The 20,520-nt window shown below is 67.7% G+C and carries 24 protein-coding genes and 1 tRNA gene; 13 read left to right on the top strand and 12 right to left on the bottom strand.

Going from position 1 to position 20,520, the window contains the following annotated elements:
• From CQY20_RS25430 to CQY20_RS34910, 3 genes are all read left to right on the top strand, one after another.
• Positions 1–264, top strand: a 264-nt coding sequence (locus CQY20_RS25430) for a GatB/YqeY domain-containing protein (RefSeq protein WP_165789300.1), incomplete at its 5' end; no start/stop codon positions are given.
• Between the two features lie 36 nt (positions 265–300).
• Positions 301–1,287, top strand: coding sequence for an LLM class F420-dependent oxidoreductase (locus CQY20_RS25425; RefSeq protein WP_097942841.1), 987 nt, complete (start codon positions 301–303; stop codon positions 1,285–1,287).
• Between the two features lie 10 nt (positions 1,288–1,297).
• Entirely contained in the window at positions 1,298–1,453 is a 156-nt protein-coding gene (locus CQY20_RS34910; protein ID WP_165789299.1) for a hypothetical protein, read from the top strand.
• A gap of 26 nt (positions 1,454–1,479) precedes the next feature.
• On the opposite strand, the gene CQY20_RS25420 is transcribed toward CQY20_RS34910, so the two are convergent.
• Positions 1,480–2,157 carry a phosphodiesterase gene (locus CQY20_RS25420; protein ID WP_097942840.1) on the bottom strand — a complete coding sequence of 226 codons (678 nt, stop codon included), beginning with the start codon at positions 2,155–2,157 and terminating at the stop codon, positions 1,480–1,482.
• 95 nt (positions 2,158–2,252) lie between these two features.
• On the opposite strand from CQY20_RS25420, the gene CQY20_RS25415 reads away from it, so the two are divergent.
• Entirely contained in the window at positions 2,253–2,945 is a 693-nt protein-coding gene (locus CQY20_RS25415) for a class I SAM-dependent methyltransferase (protein ID WP_234816408.1), read from the top strand.
• Positions 2,942–3,187 (top strand): CDGSH iron-sulfur domain-containing protein, encoded by a 246-nt coding sequence (locus CQY20_RS25410; RefSeq protein ID WP_097942839.1) that lies wholly within the window; start codon positions 2,942–2,944, stop codon positions 3,185–3,187. Before CQY20_RS25415 ends, CQY20_RS25410 begins: the two co-directional genes overlap by 4 nt.
• Here the strand turns inward: CQY20_RS25410 and CQY20_RS25405 are convergent.
• From CQY20_RS25405 to ponA2, 7 genes are all read right to left on the bottom strand, one after another.
• Positions 3,167–4,186, bottom strand: a complete 1,020-nt coding sequence (locus tag CQY20_RS25405; RefSeq protein WP_371871053.1) for an iron-containing redox enzyme family protein — start codon at positions 4,184–4,186, stop codon at positions 3,167–3,169. The genes CQY20_RS25410 and CQY20_RS25405 overlap by 21 nt on opposite strands.
• Positions 4,187–4,235: 49 nt before the next feature.
• Positions 4,236–5,579 (bottom strand): adenylate/guanylate cyclase domain-containing protein, encoded by a 1,344-nt coding sequence (locus tag CQY20_RS25400; RefSeq protein WP_097942837.1) that lies wholly within the window; start codon positions 5,577–5,579, stop codon positions 4,236–4,238.
• Between the two features lie 105 nt (positions 5,580–5,684).
• Complete coding sequence (locus CQY20_RS25395; RefSeq protein WP_097942836.1) at positions 5,685–6,266, bottom strand: Rv1733c family protein; 582 nt, start codon at positions 6,264–6,266, stop codon at positions 5,685–5,687.
• 165 nt (positions 6,267–6,431) lie between these two features.
• Positions 6,432–6,505, bottom strand: a tRNA-Pro gene (locus tag CQY20_RS25390).
• Between the two features lie 284 nt (positions 6,506–6,789).
• Positions 6,790–7,896, bottom strand: a complete 1,107-nt coding sequence (cds1, locus tag CQY20_RS25380) for an L-cysteine desulfhydrase Cds1 (protein ID WP_097942834.1) — start codon at positions 7,894–7,896, stop codon at positions 6,790–6,792.
• Positions 7,893–8,849 carry a metallophosphoesterase gene (locus tag CQY20_RS25375; RefSeq protein WP_097942833.1) on the bottom strand — a complete coding sequence of 319 codons (957 nt, stop codon included), beginning with the start codon at positions 8,847–8,849 and terminating at the stop codon, positions 7,893–7,895. The genes cds1 and CQY20_RS25375 overlap by 4 nt, the downstream gene beginning before the upstream one ends.
• Positions 8,850–8,921: 72 nt before the next feature.
• Positions 8,922–11,372: a transglycosylase/D,D-transpeptidase PonA2 gene (gene ponA2 / locus CQY20_RS25370; protein ID WP_097942832.1), complete on the bottom strand. Its 2,451-nt coding sequence runs from the start codon at positions 11,370–11,372 to the stop codon at positions 8,922–8,924.
• Between the two features lie 291 nt (positions 11,373–11,663).
• On the opposite strand from ponA2, the gene CQY20_RS25365 reads away from it, so the two are divergent.
• A complete protein-coding gene (locus CQY20_RS25365; protein ID WP_097942831.1) occupies positions 11,664–12,020 on the top strand; it encodes a WhiB family transcriptional regulator in 357 nt (118 codons plus the stop codon).
• Positions 12,021–12,065: 45 nt separating this feature from the next.
• Here CQY20_RS25365 and bagB read toward each other — a convergent pair whose 3' ends face one another.
• A complete protein-coding gene (gene bagB / locus CQY20_RS25360; RefSeq protein ID WP_097942830.1) occupies positions 12,066–13,196 on the bottom strand; it encodes an ATPase BagB in 1,131 nt (376 codons plus the stop codon).
• The gene (gene bagA, locus CQY20_RS25355) at positions 13,193–14,212 is read right to left on the bottom strand and encodes an ATPase BagA (RefSeq protein ID WP_097942829.1); all 1,020 of its coding nucleotides are present in this window, start codon (positions 14,210–14,212) and stop codon (positions 13,193–13,195) included. Before bagA ends, bagB begins: the two co-directional genes overlap by 4 nt.
• Before the next feature lie 48 nt (positions 14,213–14,260).
• On the opposite strand from bagA, the gene CQY20_RS25350 reads away from it, so the two are divergent.
• Genes CQY20_RS25350 through CQY20_RS25340 form a run of 3 tightly spaced genes read left to right on the top strand, consistent with a single transcriptional unit; the run spans position 14,261 to position 15,722 of the window.
• Positions 14,261–14,422 carry a Sp36 family protein gene (locus tag CQY20_RS25350; RefSeq protein WP_097942828.1) on the top strand — a complete coding sequence of 54 codons (162 nt, stop codon included), beginning with the start codon at positions 14,261–14,263 and terminating at the stop codon, positions 14,420–14,422.
• Positions 14,419–14,886, top strand: coding sequence for a RidA family protein (locus CQY20_RS25345; RefSeq protein ID WP_097942827.1), 468 nt, complete (start codon positions 14,419–14,421; stop codon positions 14,884–14,886). Before CQY20_RS25350 ends, CQY20_RS25345 begins: the two co-directional genes overlap by 4 nt.
• Positions 14,887–14,930: 44 nt before the next feature.
• Complete coding sequence (locus CQY20_RS25340) at positions 14,931–15,722, top strand: MBL fold metallo-hydrolase (protein ID WP_097942826.1); 792 nt, start codon at positions 14,931–14,933, stop codon at positions 15,720–15,722.
• Positions 15,723–15,889: 167 nt separating this feature from the next.
• Here CQY20_RS25340 and crp read toward each other — a convergent pair whose 3' ends face one another.
• The gene (crp, locus tag CQY20_RS25335; protein WP_097942825.1) at positions 15,890–16,564 is read right to left on the bottom strand and encodes a cAMP-activated global transcriptional regulator CRP; all 675 of its coding nucleotides are present in this window, start codon (positions 16,562–16,564) and stop codon (positions 15,890–15,892) included.
• 98 nt (positions 16,565–16,662) lie between these two features.
• Positions 16,663–16,965 carry a hypothetical protein gene (locus CQY20_RS25330; RefSeq protein WP_234816407.1) on the bottom strand — a complete coding sequence of 101 codons (303 nt, stop codon included), beginning with the start codon at positions 16,963–16,965 and terminating at the stop codon, positions 16,663–16,665.
• A 134-nt stretch (positions 16,966–17,099) separates the two neighbouring features.
• Between CQY20_RS25330 and nth the strand changes: the two genes are divergently transcribed.
• Genes nth through marP form a run of 4 tightly spaced genes read left to right on the top strand, consistent with a single transcriptional unit; the run spans position 17,100 to position 20,520 of the window.
• Positions 17,100–17,897 carry an endonuclease III gene (gene nth, locus CQY20_RS25325; RefSeq protein ID WP_097942823.1) on the top strand — a complete coding sequence of 266 codons (798 nt, stop codon included), beginning with the start codon at positions 17,100–17,102 and terminating at the stop codon, positions 17,895–17,897.
• Positions 17,898–17,909: 12 nt separating this feature from the next.
• A complete protein-coding gene (locus CQY20_RS25320; protein ID WP_097942822.1) occupies positions 17,910–18,554 on the top strand; it encodes a TlpA family protein disulfide reductase in 645 nt (214 codons plus the stop codon).
• Positions 18,551–19,333, top strand: a complete 783-nt coding sequence (locus tag CQY20_RS25315; RefSeq protein ID WP_097942821.1) for an NUDIX hydrolase — start codon at positions 18,551–18,553, stop codon at positions 19,331–19,333. Before CQY20_RS25320 ends, CQY20_RS25315 begins: the two co-directional genes overlap by 4 nt.
• On the top strand, positions 19,330–20,520 hold the full coding sequence (gene marP, locus CQY20_RS25310; protein WP_097942820.1) for an acid resistance serine protease MarP: 1,191 nt from the start codon (positions 19,330–19,332) through the stop codon (positions 20,518–20,520). Before CQY20_RS25315 ends, marP begins: the two co-directional genes overlap by 4 nt.

Here is a 20,520-nt window from a genome sequence, read left to right as displayed (position 1 = left end):
CAGATCTACACCCAGAACGGTCGCGGTGAACTGGCGGCCAACGAGCACGCCGAGGCCCGCGTCATCGACGAGTATCTGCCCACGCCGCTGACCGACGCCGAACTTGCCGATGTCGTCGACACCGCCATCGCTCAGGTCACCGAGCAGAACGGCGAACCGCCCGGAATGAAGCAGATGGGTCAGGTGATGAAGGCCGCGACGGCCATCGCGGCCGGAAAGGCCGACGGCGCGCGCCTTTCGGCGGCGGTCAAGGCCCGGCTGTAGCCGTTTCGGTGTCAGGCACCCGGGTAATCAGCAGCCATGACGCGCTTCGGCTACACCCTGATGACCGAACAGAGCGGCCCTAAGGAGCTTGTCCGGTACGCCGTTTCGGCCGAACAGGTCGGGTTCGACTTCGAGGTGTCCAGCGACCACTACTTCCCGTGGCTGTCGTCGCAGGGGCATGCGCCCTACGCCTGGTCGGTGCTCGGTGCGGTGGCCCATGCGACCGAGCGGGTCGAGCTGTTCACCTACGTGACCTGCCCGACGCTGCGGTATCACCCCGCGATCGTCGCGCAGAAGGCCGCCACGCTGCAGATCCTCGCCGATGGTCGATTCACTCTCGGGCTGGGCAGCGGCGAGAACCTCAACGAGCACGTCGTCGGGAAACGCTGGCCGACGGTGGCCCGGCGGCACGAGATGCTGCGCGAGGCCATCCAGATCATCCGCGAGCTGTCCACCGGCGAGCTCGTCGACTGGAAGGGCGAGTACTTCGAAGTCGACTCCGCGCGCCTGTGGGACGTGCCGGACACGCCGGTGCCGATCGCGGCGGCCGTATCTGGGGAGCGGTCCATCGAGACCTTCGCGCCGCTGGCCGACCACCTGATCGCCGTCGAGCCCAACAAGGACATCGTCGACTCCTGGCACGAGGCGCGACGCGCCACGGGTCTGCCAGGCGATGTGCGGGTGATCGGGCAGATCCCGATCTGCTGGGATCCCGACCGCGACGCCGCGGTCGCACGGGCGCACGACCAGTTCCGGTGGTTCGCCGGCGGGTGGGCCGTCAATTCCGATCTGCCCACCACTGCGGGCTTCGAGGGCGCGACGCAGTTCGTCAAGCCCGACGACGTCGCGGAGTCCATTCCGTGCGGGCCTGACCTCGACGCGATCGTCGAGGCCATCAGTGAGTACTGGAAGGCCGGTTTCACCGACATCGCGCTGGTGCAGATCGGCGACGAGGGCCAGGAACTGTTCCTCAAGGAGGCGGCGGGCCCGCTGCTGGAAAAGCTACGCAGCGCATCGAAATGAAAGGGTATCCATGACGCGCGGTAAGGGAATCTACGACGACCTCAACGACGACGGGGAGAAGAAGGGCGGCAGGCCGGGTCCGACAGATCAGAACCGCGAGGGCGGCATGGCAACCCGTGAGGTGGCGCCCGACGTCGCCGAACCCGACGAAGAGCCCACCGACTGACGGCTCACTGATTCCGACGCGCGGCGCTATTCGGCGTCGCGTCCCTGACGGCTGCGCCGATATGCCGCCCGTCGGAAACCCGTCAACCAGCCCGGCATCAGCTCCACATCCGGGTGGCTGTGCACGGTGGGGTCGAACGAGATGTCGCCCGAGTTCGTCGCCAGCGTGTGCAGCGTGAGCCGGGCCAACGGCAGGAAGCCGCCGGTGCCCGCGGCCTGCTCGATGTCGAAGTCGACGCCGGTGGACGCGATGCGACTGCGGATGGCCTCCAGCGCCAGGCCAGGAGAATCGATGGGCGTGGAGAGCCGGGCCTGCAGCCACCAGACGCCGTCCTTGTAGCGCAGCGGCATCAGGCTGGAGAAGGTGGTGCCCGACCAGCTCGCGGCCGGTGCCAGCAGCAGGCGGCCCCGCACGGTCGACGCGAGTAGCACATCCCACGGTGTCGGAGCCGACGGCTGGGGCATCCGCCACGCGACTCCTGCGACGTCGGGTACAGCGCCCGGCAGTCCGACTCCCTTGGACACCCGGCCGATCACATCGCCGGATTCCAGCGGCAGACCTTCACCCAGCGGGGCAACCCGTTCGAGAGTGCCCTCGGCAAGCACACCGACGGGGTGAAAGACGCGTCGGCCGCGCACGGCGGAGCCCAAGCGAAGCGGCAGAGTGGCGATGTCGGAGATTCCCACAGCTAGTGGTGTGCCCATCTGTGAGCTCGGCAAACGCGTCGCGCGGGTTTAACACCAGCGAGATCGGGCATTAATTCAAAGCTTGATCATTTCGCTTGACCGAAAGGCCGATGTTGACCACTGCGCACACCGACCTGGACATGCCGGCTGTGGCCGAAGGCGTGTACACCCCGCAAGAAGACTCTCAGTTGTTGATCGACGTCATGGAGAAGAGCGGCCTGGCGCGCCAGAGCCGCGTCGCCGACCTGTGTACCGGCAGCGGCGTGATCGCGATCGCCGCCGCCCAGCAGGGCGCCGCCGAGGTGAGCGCGTTCGACATCTGTCCCCGCGCCACCCGCTATGCGCGTCAACAGGTCTCGTTGGCCGGCGCCGACGTCGCCGTGCACGTCGGATCGTGGGCCCGGGCCGCCGAGTTCGGCCCGTACGACCTCGTCGTCAGTAATCCGCCGTATGTGCCGCACGACCCGAGCGTCGAGGGTCTCGACATGCCTGCCACCGTCGGGCCGTCCCGCGCATGGGACGCCGGCTACGACGGCCGGCTCGTCCTCGACCCGCTTTGCGCCTCCGTCAAAGGCCTGCTCGCCAGGGGCGGCACCATGCTTCTGGTGCAGTCCGAGTTCGCCGAGCCCCGGCGCACGCTGGCCGCGCTGGCCGCTTGTGGCCTCGACGCCGAGATCGTGGCATGGCAGTGGATCCCGTTCGGTCCCGTGCTCTCTGCGCGCGCACAATGGCTCGAAGACACCGGCAGGCTCGACCCGGGCCGCCGGGAGGAAGAGTTGGTTGTGATCAGAGCGGACAAGGCATGAGCGAACCTGAAGCCCGCACCGTGCGGGTTGTGCCGTCCGGCCCGGTGATGGTGCAGGGCCGGGTGCGCATCGAGATGCCCGACGGCAGCGTCGTGGAGTCGGATCGCTTCATGGTCGCGATCTGCGCATGCCGCCGCTCGAAGAACTACCCGCTGTGCGACACCAGTCATCGGCGTCGCCAGCGCAGCGCCAAGCCTTCCGATACGCCTTCGGAGCAGTCCTCAGGCCAGCGGCCTGCGTAGCGACGATTTGCCCAAGGTCCAGTACGCCATCAGATGGTCGGCCAGCCGACCCTCGATGAAATCCATTGCGCGGATGCCGAATACGACATCGCGGTCCACATGCGGCTCGGTCGCGACGAGATCGCCGACCACATCGGTGCGCACCACCTGTTCGTGTACGGCGTCGGCCTCGACGTGTTCGGCGTAGAAACGCACGCACGCGTCGGGCGCACCCATCCGCGTCAGCGCCTCGACCAGGCGGCGTGATCCGGGCGACGAGGTGATCTCGGTCGCCGCGAAGTGACCCACGGCCGCGCCGCGGAACTCGCGATGCAGCCCGAACATCGACATCAGGTTGACCGACGCTAACGATTCGGCAGAAACGTGGTCGATATAGCCGAGATAGGTGGAGTCCAGTCCGGCGGCCTCCATGAGGTCGGCGAACAGCTGCTGATGCACCTGGCTGCCACGGCCGCCGCCGAACTCGTCGTACTCGATGGCGACGAACGACGCCTTGGCCTGACCCGTCAGCCGGGGAATGGCCCAGGCGTGCGGGTCGCCCTCCTTGAGGTGGTACAGCGAGCGATGCACGAAGTACTCCTGCATCTGCTCCCAAGTGCCCTTGTCGCGCAGGAAGTATGACGGCCCCGTCCCGTCGACGGGCTCGACGCACAGCGCGTCCATTTCGGCCGCCGCGGTGGCGTCGGGCTCGATGTCGCCGACGTCGCGGCGCAGCGCCTCGAGGAACACGTCTTCCAGCTGGGAGCGCACCGCCAGCAGCACCGGATTCCACTCCCAGCGCGGGTCGACGCCGGCGAAACCGCGGTAGTGCAGCTCGTAGGAGGTGTACAGCGCCAGATGAAGATCCAGCCCGTACGGGTCGGTGTCGGCCAGCGGCAGTGAGACGGGGGTGAAGGAACGCTGCGGCGGGCGGCAGGCCAGCAGGTCGAGAACGGTCGACGACAGCGGCTCGGTAGCCCAGGGCAGCGCAGGTTCCAGCTTCGGTGATGTCAATGTCACGAGGACGATCATTCCCGGCATCGGCGCCGGTCAAACCCAAAAGCGCGGATCAGAAGGGCACGCCGGCCGGTTTGATGACGCGAAAGACCTCGGTCTCGTCGGTGAACCCCTTGAGGCGGTGGGCGCCGAGGCTTTCGAAGCGCAGGCTGCACCCGACCGACAGGTCGCGCACCGTGCGGCTGGCGAGCACCTCATCGGCTCGCGCCAGCGCGCCGATGCGCGCACCGACGTGCACGGCCGTGCCGCTCCACTCGTCGCCGCGCCGCTCGCATTCGCCGATGTGCACGCCGACCCGCACATGCATGCCCTTGCTCGCCAGCGCGGGGACGAGTTCGAGGCCGCAGCGCGCCGCCTTCGTGGGCCCGTCGAACAGTGCGAAGACCCCGTCGCCGGTGTGCTTGGCGCGCCGGCCACCGAATTTCGCAAGCAGCCTGTCCACCAACCGGTCATGCACGTCGAGTTCGTGGCGCCAGCGCGTGTCGCCATGAGCGCTGAGCAACTCGGTCGAGCTCACGATGTCGGTGAACAACACCGTCGAGAGCACGCGCTCACTGGTCTCGTCATGCGCTGTGCCGCAGACGAATTCGAGGACAGCCGACGCCAGCGCCTCGTCGAGAAGGCCGTGCGGGCCCGGCGGGAGTTCACAGAACTTCGCGTTGGGCATGGCGGAGGCGAACTCCGCGGCGGCCTCCGGGGTGGCGACCTCGTCGCCGCGGCGCGCGAGCACCAAGGTGGGTGTGAGGACGGTGCTCAGCACCTGGCGCACGTCGATCTGGGCGACGGCCTGCCAGAGCATCAACGCCATCCGCGGGCTGGCGGACGCGCGTTGGATGCGGCCGTAGAGATCCAGGAAGCCGGGCACCTCGGCGATCGGACCGAAGAACAGTTCGGCCAGCGCTCCCTCGCCCCAATGGTTGACGATTTCGTCCTCGTACTCGGTGAGGCGATGAGGTTTCAAACCCCAAGGGTAGTCCGGTAATTCGGGAGTGAACCGCGGCAGCGTGCCGTAGAGGATCAGCGACTGCACCCGCTCCGGGTAGGTCGCGGCGAACAAGATGCTCATCGGGCCGCCCTCGGAAATCCCGAACAGCGCTGGTCGTTTAGCGCCCGCCGCGTTCATCACCGCGTGCAGGTCGTCCATCCGCTCGTCCAGCGGCGGCACATGCGTGACGGGATCGGACAAGCCGGTGCCGCGCTTGTCCCACATCACGAGTCGGGTGTGCTCGGCGATGTGCTCGATGAACCCGGTGAACGGCGACTCCGGCTCGTCGAACATGTCGACGTTGCTGATCCACCCGGGAATCCAGACCACCGTGTTATCCCCGTCGCCCAAAACCCGGTAGGCCAGGCGAAAGTCACCGTTGGTCGCGTAGTGCACGCCACCGTCGAGCACATCGACATCGTCGCATCTAGCCCCGCGGCCCGTCGCGAAACGGCATTCCGGCAGCAGAACTGCGAGTAAAGGCCTGCCGGAACGCCGTTTCGCGGGCAATCGGGATCAGTGTCGATAAGTGGTTCCGTCCTCGTCGGCGAGGCTGGCGATGTCGCGGTCCCACGCGGCGTAACGCATCCGTCTCAGACACGGCCGGGCGATCGCGACACAGCCCGCGGCGACGCCGGCCACCGCGAGCAACAACGTGGTCGCCGCGAACGCCCCGTCCAGCCCTGCACGCCACCACGGATCAAGTGGCACGATCCTCCGCCCGTCCTGGTCGACGACGATGTCGATGTGCTGGCCGGCGCGCACCGGCTGGTCCCACTGGAAGCGGGCGACGTGCTCGGTGCCGCCGAAGGACCAGGCCGCCTGCACGACGGTGACGTTGGTGCGCGGCATCGTCGCGCTGGTCTGCGTCACGGCCGCGCTGACCTGCACGTGGCGCTCAACTTCGGCGGCGTAGGACCGACCGCGTTCGTCGTGGACGGCGGTGGCCTTCGCGGCGGCGACGGGCATTGCGATCAGCACGGCGACAGCCAACGCGGCGATGGCCGCTTCGATGCGATCGCTGGTCCGCACCAGGGGATTGCTGCCCAACGCGTGGCTCAACCGCCAGCGCCACCATTCGAAGCTGGTTGTCTGCACGCAGCCTGGGATTGACCGAGGTGAGGCCTTCAAACCTCACTGCTGCTGATGGGGGTCACGTGGTACCGACAGCGAGACTGCGATCCGGCAGCAGAAGTACGAGTAGGCAACTGCGGGAATGCAATTTCGCGGCATCGAGGTGAGCCGTCACCCGCAATCACGAAGTCGGGGTGGCGGGATTCGAACCCACGACCTCTTCGTCCCGAACGAAGCGCGCTACCAAGCTGCGCCACACCCCGCGTGAAGCCACGACAGCGTATCGCACCGCCGCACTGTGCTGCCAAATCGATTAACGCCGCCGCGCCCCGAAGGACACGATTTGGCGACGCAGGTCACGCCGCGCCGCGGGATGAAACCGGTTTGTCGGTGGCGTTGTACAAAATGACGGCAAATTGCCGCAGATATGCGAAACGAGGCGCGACATGACTGGGTTGGGAGCTTCCGTCTACGTGGGCTTCTTCGTCCTGGCCGCGCTGTGGCTGTTCTTGACCTCTGACGGGCCGTTGACCGGCGACGATGAGGATCAAAGCCAGCGGCCGGAACGTTCGAACTCGACGAGCACTTCCGTGGCGGCCGACGGGTCCAAGCCCGCATTGGCCAACCACTCGTCGCTGAAGTAGGTGTCGGCGTAGCGGTCGCCGCTGTCGGCAATCAGCGTCACCACCGACCCGCTGCGCCCGCTGGCGGCCATTTCCGCCAGCACAGTGAACGCGCCCCACAGATTGGTCCCCGTCGAGGGTCCGACCCGTCTGCCCAAGACTGCGCTGGCGTGCCGCGCGGCGGCGATGGACGCGGCGTCTGGGACCCTGATCATGCGGTCCACCACGCTGGGCAGAAACGACGGCTCGACCCGCGGTCTACCGATGCCCTCGATCCGTGACGACATTCCCGTGACGACGTGCGGGTCGCCCTGGGCGTAGGCGGCGTAGAACGCGGAGTTCTCCGGATCCACCACACACAGCCGGGTGGCGTGCCTGCGGTAGCGGATGTAGCGGCCGATGGTCGCGCAGGTCCCGCCGGTGCCCGCGCCGACGACGATCCACTCCGGGATCGGGTGGGCTTCCTGGTCCATCTGCACGTAGATGGACTCGGCGATGTTGTTGTTGCCGCGCCAGTCGGTGGCCCGCTCGGCGTTGGTGAACTGGTCGAGATAATGGCCGCCGGTCTCCTCGGCCAGCCGTTCGGCCTCCGCGTAGACCTGCGACGATTCCGCGACGAAATGGCAACGCCCGCCTTGGGCTTCGATCAGCTTGATCTTCGCCGCGCTGGTCGACGACGGCATCACGGCGATGAACGGCAACCCGAGCAGCGCCGCGAAATAGGCCTCCGACACCGCGGTCGACCCCGACGACGCCTCGATGATCGTGGTGTTCTCGCCGATCCACCCGTTGCACAGGGCGTACAGAAACAGCGAGCGCGCCAGCCGATGCTTGAGGCTGCCGGTGATGTGGGTGGATTCGTCCTTGAGGTACAGCGCGACATCGACGCGGTCGCTCCATGCCGACGGCAGCGGATAGCGCAGCAGGTGCGTGTCAGCGCTGCGCCGGGCGTCGGCCTCGATCAACCGAACCGCGTTGTCCACCCAGGCGCGTGGTTGGCAGCGGGCGGCACTTGAAGCCGCGTCGCTCACCGCACCGAGGCCGTCGGATGGGACTGCCCCACCCGGGTTCCGGCGCCGCGGCCGCCGGTCGGCGCGGCCACCAGCGTCAGCAGCGTCGCTTCGGGCCTGCAGCAGAACCGCAGCGGCGCGTAGGGCGACGTGCCGATGCCCGCCGAGACGTGCAGGGCCATGCCGGCGCCCCAGCGCGACGCCCCCTTGGCACGCGACCGGTCCAGGTCGCAGTTGGTGACGATGGCGCCGTAGAACGGCAGGCACAGTTGCCCGCCGTGGGTGTGGCCCGCCATCACCAGCTGATAGCCGTCGCCGGCGAAGCGGTCCAGCACGCGCGGCTCAGGCGAGTGCGTGAGGCCGAGGCGCAGGTTGGCCGTCGGGTCGGCCGGCCCGGCGATGGTCTCGTAGCGGTCGCGCTTGATGTGCGGGTCGTCGACGCCGGCGGCGGCGATGCGCAGCCCGGCCACCTCGATCTCGCGACGGTTGTGGGTCAGGTCGAGCCAGCCGCGCTCGGTGAACGCGGCCCGCAGGTCCTGCCACGGCAGCGGCTGGCCGAACGTCCGGTGCGACGGATTGGTGAGGTAGTTGGCCGGGTTTTTCAGTCGCGGCGCGAAGTAGTCGTTGCTGCCGAACACGAAAACGCCTGGGAGCGAAAGCAAGTCGCCTAGCGTCTGCACGACGGCCGGCACCGCCTTCGGATGCGCAAGGTTGTCTCCGGTGTTGACCACCAGGTCGGGCTGCAGGCTGGCCAGCTCACGCAGCCACGCCTGCTTGCGGCGCTGGTTGGGCCGCATGTGGATGTCGCTGATGTGCAGCACCCGCAGCGGGGTCGAGCCGGGTGTGAGCACCGGCATCGTCACCTCGCGCGTCACGAACGCGTTCCGCTCGATGATCGACGCGTAGCCGATACAGGCCACGACCGAGCCGGCGGCCACGGCGGCGGTTTTCTTCACGACTGAAGCGGCGGACATGCCACGCAGCCTACTGCCAGTCGTGGGCCTGCACCGCTTTCCGTCTCCCAGCCGTTACCGAGCCCACACCGGTCACGGGGGCGGCGGCCCACCCGGAGGCGGCGGCGGGCCGAGCACCGGCACCGTGATCGGCGGTAGCCCGGGGATCTCCACGACCGTCGAACCGGCTATCGGCGGCAGGCCCGGGATGCCCTCCGGCGGAGGCGGCGGTGCAGGCGGGATGCCGTTGCTGACCTGGATCGTGACGATCGAGCCGGGCACCGTCTGGCCCGTCGGCGACGTCCCGACCACCGTGCCCGCCTTCGACGTGCTGTTGACCGAGCTGGCCTGGTCGGCCACCTGGAAGCCGGCCTCCCGTAGCCGCTGGCGCGCCAGCTCCTCGGTCAGGCCCGAGACGCTGGGCACCCGTGAGCCGGGCGCACCGTCGACGTAGCGGGGATCGGTCGGCGGCAGCTTGACCTCGCCGTAGTTGTTGGCGATCGGTTTCATCGCGCTGAACCACGTACGGGCAGGCTCATTGCCGCCGAACAGGTTTCCGGATCCGCACTGGCGCAGCGGATACGAGCACAGCTCGCCGGGCGAGGTGGAGTCGTCGTAGATGTAGTTGGCGCCTGCCAAGGTGTTCGTGAAGCCGAGGAACGCCGACGAGCGGTGCGCCTCGGTGGTGCCGGTCTTGCCCGACATCGGCAGGTCCCAGCCCACCGACCCGGCCGACGCGGCGGCGGTGCCCGCGCCCTGGTCGTCCTTGCTCAACGCGTTGGCCAGGGTGTTGGCCAGCCCTTCTGGCACGACCTGCTCGCATGTTTCGGTGGTCACCGACACCTCGTTGCCGTGCCGGTCGAAGACCTTGTCGACCGGATTCGGCGGGCACCACACGCCACCGGAGGCCAACGTGGCCGCCACATTGGCGAACTCGAGCGGGTTCAGCTCGAACGGGCCCAGCGTGAACGAGCCCAGGTTCTGCCGCTTGATGAAGTCGGCCAGGGACTCGTTGCTGCCCGGGTCGTAGTCGCGCGCGGTGCCAGGCAGCGCGTATGACCGCAGGCCCAGCTTGACCGCCATGTCGACCGTGCGCTGCACGCCGACCTGCGAGATCAGCTTGGCGAAGGCGGTGTTGGGCGACGTGGCCAGCGCGTCGGTGATGTTCATCTGGCCGCGGTAGCCGCCCGCGTTCTTCACACACCAGGTCTCTTTCGGGCATCCGGGTGTGTCGCTGCTGCCCAGCCCCTTCGCCTGGAACTGTGCGGGCACGTCCAGCTGCGCGCTGATGCCCATCCCCATCTCCATCGCGGCGGCGACGGTGAAGATCTTGAACGTCGACCCGGCGCCGTCACCGACGAGCGAGAACGGCTGCGGCTGCATGGTTTCGCCCGCCTCGGTGTTCAGGCCGTAGGTGCGGTTGCTGACCATCGCGAGCACCGGATGGGTTTCCTTGCCGGGCTTGATCACGCTCATCACGCTGGCGACGCCGGGAAGGTCGGGGCTGGCGATGCTGTCGACGGCGGACTTCACCGTCTGCTGCACATCCGGGTCGAGCGTGGTGCGAATCAGGTAGCCGCCGCGGGCCACCTGCTCCTTGCTTATGCCCGCACGGGCCAGGTAGTCCAACACGTAGTCGCAGAAGAACGCGCGGTCGCCCGCCGCAATGCAGCCGCGGGGCAGCTCCTTCGGCTGCGGCAGGATGCCCAGCGGCTCTTGCTTGGCCGCGCGCAGCGCCTCGGCCTCCTGCGGAATGTTCTCGATCATCGTGTCGAGCACCAGGTTCCGACGGGCCAACGCGCCCTCGGGGTTCGTGTAGGGGTTCAGCGTGCTGGTCGACTGCACCAGCCCCGCCAGCAGCGCGGCCTGCTGCCAGTTCAGCTCGGAGGCGTTGACGCCGAAATAGGTCTGCGCGGCGTCCTGCACGCCGAACGCGCCGTTGCCGAACGACACCAGGTTCAGGTAGCGGGTCAGGATCTCCGGCTTGGTGAACGTCTTGTCCAGGGTCAGCGCCATGCGGATCTCACGCAGCTTGCGGGCCGGCGTGGTTTCGACGGCGGCGCGCTTCTCCGCGTCGGTCTGCGCAACCACCAGCAGTTGGTAGTTCTTCACGTACTGCTGCTCGATGGTGGAGCCGCCGCGGGTGTCGAGGTTGCCGGACAGATAACCCGACAGGCCCGTCAGCGTGCCCTGCCAGTCGACGCCATTGTGCTCGGCAAACCGTTTGTCCTCGATCGAAACGATCGCCAGCTTCATCGTGTTGGCGATCTGATCGCTCGGCACCTCGAACCGGCGCTGCGAATACAGCCATGCGATGACGTTGCCCTTCGCGTCGACCATCGTCGTCACGCCGGGCACCTCGCCCTCGACGAGCTGAGCCGAGCCGTTGGCAACGACGTCGGAAGCCCGGTTGGACATCAGTCCGACCCCGCCCACAACCGGAAACATCAGACCCGCCGCCACCACACTGGCCAACAGGACGCACCACGCCAATTTCACGATAGTGACCGTCGTCGGCGGACGATTCGGCGGGCGTTCGGGCATGCCTTACAGACTAACTAGCATGCCGCCGCGAGCTCTCCACGGAAGCTAGATTGCCAGCATAGAGGCACTTACGGGGACACCGGGGATTGCTGAGCCGGGCGAGTCGGCACGGTTGTCCCAAAAAAGGGGCAAACAAACAGTTGCGTAAATAGCCTGTGACCACCTAGCTTGTACCTACAGTGCGATTCAGGTAACAAAGACCTGCGCAATGTGGCATAGATCGCATAAGCCTTCTACGACCAAAGGACTGACCCGTCGAGTAAAGGCGGCTGGACTTAAAGGGAGACGCTGGTGTCGAGCACACGGCCCGTGGCGCGCAGGACAGGAACCACTTCATTACCCAACAATTCGGTGCACGGCGCAGAAGCCGAAGCCCGGATCGCGTGGGTATCTCAAGCCCGGTGCCGGCAGACGGACCCGGACGAGTTATTCGTCCGCGGCGCCGCGCAGCGCAAAGCCGCGGTGATCTGTCGGCACTGCCCGGTGATCTTGGAATGCGGGGCCGACGCCCTCGACAACCGCGTCGAGTTCGGCGTGTGGGGCGGCATGACCGAGCGCCAGCGCCGCGCCCTGCTCAAGCAGCACCCCGAGGTGGTCTCCTGGGCGGACTTCTTCGCCGCTCAGCGCAAACACCGCAGCGCAGTCTGATTCAGTTTCGGCAAATCCGTCGAGTTCGCCGAGAGGCCGTTTCGGCTACGCGGCGGCCGCCTCTCCGGTGATCTGATCGGCGATCGCGCGCAGCGCTTCGAGGTCGGACACATCGAACGGCAGCGACGGCACCCCGACGATCGCGACGTGCGGGTTGGCGCCCGTGAACCGCGACAACAGCCGCACCTCGCGTTTTGCCGTGCTTGCCCGGTCGGCGTGGATCCGCAGCACCGCAGCGGTCAGCGACTCGGGGTCCTCGGCGGCCAGCTGGTCGGCCGCCTCGGCCGCTTTGTCGGCGTGCAGCGAGCACAGCGTCGGATGGGTGCGGTTGAGAATCAGCCCGGCCAGCGGCATGTGCTCCTCGGAGAGCCGGTCGACGAAGAAGGACGCCTCGCGCAAGGCGTCGGGCTCGGCCGCCGACACCACGACGAACTGCGTGCCGCGCCGTTTCAACAATTCGTACGTGCGGTCGGCCTTCTCGCGGAAGCCGCCGAATGTCGCGTCCAGCGATTGCACGAAAGCCGCTGCGTCGGACAGCATTTGCGAGCCGAGCACCGTCGACAGCGCGCGCATGGCCAGCCCCATCGCGCCCGACACCAGCTTCCCGATGCCGCGCCCAGGGCCGAGCAGAAGCTTCCACAGCCGACTGTCCATGAAGCCGCCGAGGCGCTTCGGCGCGTCGAGGAAGTCGAGGGCATTGCGCGACGGCGGGGTGTCGACGACGACCAGGTCCCAGCGGTCCTCGGCGAGCAGTTGGCCGAGCTTCTCCATCGCCATGTACTCCTGCGTGCCCGCGAGTGAGGTCGCGACGGTCTGGTAGAACTGGTTGTCCAGAATCGCTTGGGCCCGTTCGGGTCCCGAGTACTGGATGACCATCTCGTCGAACGTCCGGCGCATGTCGAGCATCATCGCGTGCAGCTCGCCGGGCACCTCCGGCGCCAACGGAACCCGCTGCGGCGTGTTGCCCAGGTCCTTGATCCCCAACGCCTGCGCCAGCCGCTTGGCCGGGTCGATGGTCAGCACCACGACGGTGCGACCGTATTCGGCGGCCCGCAGCGCCATCGCCGCCGCGGTCGTCGTCTTGCCGACTCCGCCTGCGCCGCAACACACCACGACGCGGTTGGACCGGTCCTTGAGGATCGAGGCCATGTCGAGGGCCGGAGGTGTGGCGCTCATCGGACCCCCTGCTGGTTGAGGACTTCGGCGAGTTCGTAGAGGCTGCCGAGGTCGACCCCGTCGGGGATGGCGGGCAGTTCCAGTCGGGCGACTTTGAATTCGTCCAGCAGCTCGGCGCTTTCGGCCCGCGCCTTGATCCTGGTGGCGTGCTGAATGGTTTCGGTCAGCAGACCGGCAAAGTCGCTGTCGGACAACGTGATTCCCACTCTGGCCAGATCGTTGCGGACCTGGTCGGCGTCGATGTCACCCTCGGCGGCCTTGGCAAGCGCATCCGGGGTCAGGTAGGCGGGGATGTTGCGGTTGACGATGACGCTGCCGATCGGCAGGTCCAGTTCGCGCAGCTCCTCGATGGCCTCGAGCGTCTCCTGCATCGGCAGCGCCTCCAGCAGCGTCACCAGATGGATCGCGGTCAGATCCGAGTGCAGCACCTTGACGACGCTTTCGGCCTGGGAGTGCACCGGCCCACCCTTGGCTAGATCGGACACCGCCTTGGTGACGTCGAGGAAGCGGGCGATGCGCCCGGTGGGCGGCGAGTCGACCACGACGGCGTCATACACCGGCTGCTTGCCCTTCTCGGCGCGGGTGACGATCTCGCGGATCTTGCCGGTGAGCAGCACGTCGCGCAGGCCGGGCGCGATCGTCGTCGCGAATTCGACGGCACCGATGCGGCGCATCGCGCGGCCGGCCAGCCCGAGGTTGTAAAACATGTCGAGGTACTCGAGGAACGCGGCCTCGATGTCGATGGCCAGCGCGTTGACCGTGCCGCCGCCGTCGGCGGTCGCGATCTTGACTTCCTCATACGGCAGCGGCGGAACGTCGAAGAGTTGCGCAATGCCTTGGCGCCCTTCGACTTCCACCAACAAGACCTTGCGCCCACCGGCCGCCAGCGCCAGCGCCAGCGATGCGGCGATGGTCGACTTGCCGGTACCGCCTTTGCCGGTGACGAAATGCAGTCGCGCCTTGGTCAGCCGAGACGGCCAGCCGACCGATACGCGGCCGTTCGGTTCGGTACCCACCACTGCATGCTAACGAAGCCGTTTTCGCGGCCCGATAGGCTGAGGCCCATGACCGAACAGACCCGTTGGGAGTACGCCACGGTCCCGTTGCTGACGCACGCCACCAAGCAGATCCTCGACCAGTGGGGCGAAGACGGGTGGGAGCTCGTCACCGTGCTGCCCGGCCCCACCGGTGAGCAGCACGTCGCCTACCTGAAGCGGCCGAAATGAGCGGGGGCAAGTGGTCGGCCCGGCTCTCGGAGCTGGGCATCGAACTGCCGCCGGTGGTCAAGCCCGTGGCCGCATACGTGCCCGCGGTCCGCACCGGCAACCTCGTCTACACCTCGGGTCAGGTTCCGATGGTGGCCGGCGAGCTGCCGGTGGCCGGGTTGGTCGGTGGCGGCGGGGTGACTCCCGAGCAGGCCAAGGAGATGGCGCGCGTCTGTGCGCTGAACGCGCTGGCCGCCGTCGACTCACTGGTCGGCCTCGACAGCGTGGTCCGGGTGGTGAAGGTGGTCGGCTTCGTCGCGTCGGCGCCGGGTTTTCACGGCCAGCCGGGCGTCGTCAACGGCGCCTCGGAGCTGCTCGGCGAGGTGTTCGGCGAGGCGGGCGCACACGCCCGGTCGGCGGTCGGGGTGGCGGCGCTGCCGTTGAATGCGCCGGTCGAGGTGGAGCTGATCGTTGAGGTCGCGTGAGCGACGATCGAGCAGAGGTCGCCTGAGCGAGGCGTGAGCTACAGGTGACCGACGCTGCGAGTGGCCCCGAGCATCCGGCCTACGGCGTGTTGCGGCCGGTGACCGAGTCGGCATCGGTACTGCTGTGCAACAACCCCGGGCTGTTGACGCTGGACGGCACCAACACGTGGGTGCTGCGCGGGCCCGGCAGCGACGAGATGGTGGTCGTCGACCCTGGCCCGGACGACGACGAGCACATCGGGCGGCTCGCCGAACTCGGCACGATCTCCCTGGTGTTGATCAGCCACAAACACGACGACCACACCGGCGGCATCGACAAGATCGTCGAGCGCACCGGCGCGGTGGTGCGCTCCGTGGGCAGCGGCTATCTGCGCGGGCTCGGCGGGCCGCTCTCCGACGGCGAGGTCATCGACGCTGCGGGCCTGCGCATCACGGTGATGGCCACGCCGGGACACACCGCCGACTCGTTGTCGTTCGTGCTCGACGATGCGGTGCTGACTGCGGACACCGTGCTCGGACGAGGCACCACGGTCATCGACAAGGAGGACGGCCGGCTTGGCGAATATCTGGAGTCGCTGAAGCGGCTGCAGGGGCTCGGGCGTCGCGCGGTACTGCCGGGGCACGGCCCCGATCTCGACGACCTCGAGGCGGTCACGGCCATGTACCTGGCGCACCGCGAGGAACGGCTCGAGCAGGTGCGCGAGGCGCTACGCGTGCTGGGTGAGGACGCCACCGCCCGCCAGATCGTCGAGCACGTCTACACCGACGTCGACGAGAAGCTGTGGGACTTCGCCGAATGGAGCGTCCAGGCCCAGCTGGACTATCTCCGCTCCTGAACGCCCAAACCAACGTTTGGGCGCAAACGTGCGAGAAGAACGCGCCATTTCGTCGATCTCGGCGCGGTTTCAGCGCAGGGCAGCGCAAGCAAGCGGTTCGGCGCGGTTTCAGCGCAGGGCAGCGCAAGCAAGCGGTTCGGCGCGGTTTCAGCGCAGGGCCGGGCTAGTTAGCGTGCGCGGCGGGCCAGCCGCTCGCTGTCGGAGATCAGCACGCTCTTGCCTTCGAGGCGAATCCAGCCGCGATGGGCGAAATCGGCCAGCGCCTTGTTGACGGTCTCCCGCGAGGCGCCGACCAGCTGGGCGATCTCCTCCTGCGTCAGGTCGTGGGTCACCCGCAGCGCGCCGCCCTCCTGCGTGCCGAAGCGCTGCGCGAGCTGCAGCAGTTGCTTGGCGACGCGGCCCGGCACGTCGGTGAAGATCAGGTCGGCCAGGTTGTTGTTGGTGCGACGAAGCCGGCGAGCCAGCACTCGCAGCAGCTGCTCGGCGATCTCCGGCCGGTCGGCGATCCAGGCACGCAGCGCGTCGCGGTCCATCGACACGGCCCGCACCTCGGTGATGGTGGTGGCGCTCGACGTCCGTGGGCCGGGGTCGAATATCGACAGCTCGCCGAACATGTCCGACGGCCCCATGATGGTGAGCAGGTTTTCGCGCCCGTCCGGCGACCGGCGTCCGATCTTCACCTTGCCGGAGATGATGATGAATAGCCGATCGCCCGGCTCTCCCTCTGCGAACACCGTATGTCCGCGCGGGAAGTCGACTGGTTGCAGTTGCTTTGTCAGCGCAGCTACGGCGCTCGGCTCGACTCCCTGGAAGATTCCGGCCCTGGCCAGGATCTCGTCCACGTTGCCCCTCTTAAGCTGTTGGGTTATGACATGCGCACGCCGACCTCTAACCGGTTTGCGTGATCAGTCTAGAGGCTCGCTATTTGTGCGTAGCCACGCTACACACGATTGGCGTGCCTGTACTGCCGAAATTCAGTATTCCCTCGGTTGTCGAGATATAGCGGCGTCGGCAAATTCGGCCAATCGTCTTCGATGATGTAGGGCGGCGCGCTCTGCAGTTCGCAAACCCCTTGCTGCAAACGGCGTTGCATGCCGTTGAGCGCCTTCGGCATACCTTCTTGCGCCAGCGTAAGGACGTCGTCGGCGTGCGCGTGTTCGAGGAATTCAGCCACATCGGAGGCGGATACGGTGTCGCGGGTGAGGCCCGATTCGAGCCGCTCGAGCCCGAAAGTTGCCAGCATCAGCAACCCGGGAATGAAGGCCACGAGCAACCACGACACAAGCAGGTAGTAAACACGCCGAAGGTCTCGGTGGGATCACGAATGGTCACCGGTCCGCAGTACCCATTGTCGGCGCTCTCAGTACGCTGGCAGCCGTGACTGTAGGTGAGTCTTCGGCCGGCAAGCCGGTGGCGGCAAAACCGGTCCGGCGCGCCGCTGCGCGCAAATGGGACTCGGAAACCCCGACCGCGCTGAAAAGACGCGCGCGTCGGATGAATCGTCTTCTGGCCCAAGCATTTCCGCATGTGTACTGCGAGTTGGATTTCACCAATCCGCTGGAGTTGACCGTCGCCACCATCCTGTCGGCCCAGAGCACCGACAAGCGCGTCAACCTGACCACCCCCGCGTTGTTCAAGAAGTACCGCACCGCCAAGGACTACGCGGAGGCCAACCGCGCCGAGCTCGAGGAGCTGATCCGGCCGACGGGGTTCTACCGCAACAAGGCGAATGCCCTGATCCGGCTGGGTCAGGAGCTGGTCGAGCGGTTCGACGGCGAGGTGCCGAAGACCATGGAAGAACTCGTCACGCTGCCCGGCGTCGGCCGCAAGACCGCCAATGTCATCCTCGGCAACGCCTTCGGCATCCCCGGCATTACCGTCGACACCCACTTCGGCAGGCTGGTGCGGCGGTGGCGGTGGACCCAGGAGGAGGACCCGGTCAAGGTCGAGCACGCCGTCGGCGAGCTGATCGAGCGCAAAGAGTGGACCGATCTCAGCCACCGGGTGATCTTCCACGGCCGCCGCGTCTGCCACGCCCGTAAACCCGCCTGCGGGGTGTGCATACTGGCCAAGGACTGCCCGTCGTTCGGCCTCGGGCCGACCGACCCGCTCGTCGCCGCAAAGCTGGTCAAAGGTCCCGAGACCGAACACCTGCTGGCGCTGGCCGGCCTCTAATTAATCCGCACGATGCGCACATCCACGCGCTGGACCGTGGTGGTCATGGCCGTCGTCGTCGCCCTCGGCGTCGCCCTGTGGCGGCAGTTGGACTCTGACGAGACGGCCGGCCCGCCGCGGCAGGCGCAGGCCCGTGAACACCGGGACGCCGACACTGCCGAAGCGCTCGCCGAACCGCGGGCGCGCGCTGCACTCGCGCCGTGCCCCGCAGACGGGCAGGGCGAGGGGCCGCCGAAGCTGGTCGGCATCACCGTCGAGTGTGCGGGCGACGGCTCCGAGGTCGACGTGGCACGGGCGCTGGCCGGCCGCGCGGTCGTGCTGAACCTGTGGGCGTACTGGTGTGCCCCCTGCGCCGAGGAACTGCCCGCTATGGCCGAGTACCAGCGGCGTGTCGGCCCCGCCGCCACGGTCGTCACGGTGCACCAGGACGAGAATGAAACTGCGGCACTGCTGCGGCTGGCTGAACTGGGGGTTCATCTCCCGACGCTGCAGGACGGCAGGCGTCTGATCGCCGCCGCACTGCAGGTGCCCAACGTGATGCCAGCGACCGTGGTGCTGCGTCGGGACGGTAGCGTTTCGAAGATCCTGCCGCGTTCGTTCGCCAGCGCCGACGAGATCGCAGCCGCCGTAGATGCCGAGATAGGAGTACCCCGGTGAGTTCGGACAGCGAACGGAGTGAGCTGACTCCCGACGCTGCGCCGGGCTGGCTCAAACCGCTCGTCGACAACGCCCACGCGGTCAAGCGCGCCTATCGGCGCCGGGTGCCCGCTGAGATGCTCGCGCTGCTGACCGCCGCCAACGCCACGGCCGCGGTGACAGGTGGCGGACGCGACGCCGCGGTGCTCGTGCTGTTCTCCGGCCCGCCGGACTCGGCCTCGGGCGGCCTGCCTGACGACGCCGATCTGTTGGTGACGGTGCGGGCGTCGACGCTGCGCCACCACGCGGGGCAGGCCGCATTTCCCGGCGGCGCCGCCGATCCCGGCGATCGGGGCCCGATCCACACCGCGCTGCGCGAAGCGCAGGAGGAGACCGGCATCGACACCGGTCGCCTTCGCCCGCTGGCGACGATGGAGAAGATGTTCATCCCCCCGTCGGGATTCCACGTGGTGCCGGTGCTGGCGTATTCACCCGACCCCGGGCCCGTCAGCGTCGTCGACGAATCCGAAACCGCCCTCGTGGCGCGTGTGCCGGTGCGGGCATTCATCAACCCCGAGAACCGACTGATGGTGTACCGCAAGGAGAACACCCGCCGCCTCGCCGGGCCCGCGTTCCTGCTCAACCAGATGTTGGTGTGGGGCTTCACCGGCCAGGTCATCTCCGCGATGCTCGACGTTGCGGGCTGGGCGAAGCCGTGGAACACCGAAGATGTGCGCGAGTTGGACGAAGCAATGGCCCTCGTCGGTCATGATGTCACCGACGGGGAGGCACATCTATGACATCGTCCGAGTGGCTCGACCTGGCCGTCCTCTCGGTCGCGTTCATCGCGGCCATCTCGGGCTGGCGGTCAGGCGCACTGGGCTCGCTGCTGTCCTTCGTCGGCGTCGTGCTCGGCGCGGTGGCCGGTGTGCTGCTGGCGCCTCACCTCGTCACTCACGTCACCGGCACCCGCACCCAACTGTTCATCACGCTGTTTCTCATCCTCGGCCTCGTGGTGATAGGCGAGATCGCTGGTGTCGTGCTGGGCCGCGCGGTGCGCGGTGCGATCCGCAACCGCGGGCTGAGGCTGGTTGATTCGGTGATCGGCGTCGGGGTGATGGTGATGGCTGTCGCGGTGGTGGCCTACCTGCTCGCGACGCCGCTCACGTCGACGAACCAGCCGAATCTGGCTGCGGCAGTGCGTGGTTCGAAGGTGCTCAGCCAGGTCGACGAGGTCGCCCCGCCGTGGCTCAAGGCCGTGCCGAACCGGCTGAAGGCTCTGCTGGACACGTCGGGTCTGCCAGATGTGCTGCAGCCGTTCGGCCGGACGCCCATCGCCAACGTCGACGCACCCGACGCAGCCCTGGTCAACGATCCGGTGGTGGCGGCCGTGCGCCCGAGCATCGCCAAGATCCGAGGCGTGGCGCCGGGATGTCAAAAGGTGCTGGAGGGAACCGGATTCGTCGTCGCACCCAACCGGGTGATGTCGAATGCGCACGTCGTCGCGGGAGCCGAGACGGTCACGGTCGAGGTCGACGGTCAGACCTACGACGCTACGGTGGTGTCCTACGACCCGGACGCCGACATCTCCATTCTCGATGTGCCGAACCTGCCGTCGGCGCCGCTGCAGTTCGCGCAGGAGCCCGCCAAGAGCGGCACCGACGCGTTGGTGCTCGGCTATCCCGGCGGCGGACAGTTCCAGGCCACGCCCGCCCGGGTGCGCGAGACGATCGAGCTGAAGGGCCCCGACATCTACAAGACGAAGACCGTCGACCGCGAGGTGTACACGATCAGAGGCACTGTGCGCCAGGGTAATTCGGGTGGCCCGATGATCGACCCGCAGGGTCAGGTGCTCGGCGTGGTGTTCGGCGCCGCGGTCGACGACGCCGAGACCGGTTTCGTGTTGACGACGCGGGAGATCGGCCACCAGTTCGGCAAGATCAACAACAGCACACCCGTGGTGACGGGGGCCTGCGTCAGCAGCTGA

This window comes from Mycolicibacterium agri (assembly GCF_002553505.1).
Classification (GTDB): Bacteria; Actinomycetota; Actinomycetes; order Mycobacteriales; family Mycobacteriaceae; genus Mycobacterium; species Mycobacterium agri.
Note: the sequence above shows the minus strand (reverse complement) of the source record. Positions and strands in the feature narration are given on the sequence as shown.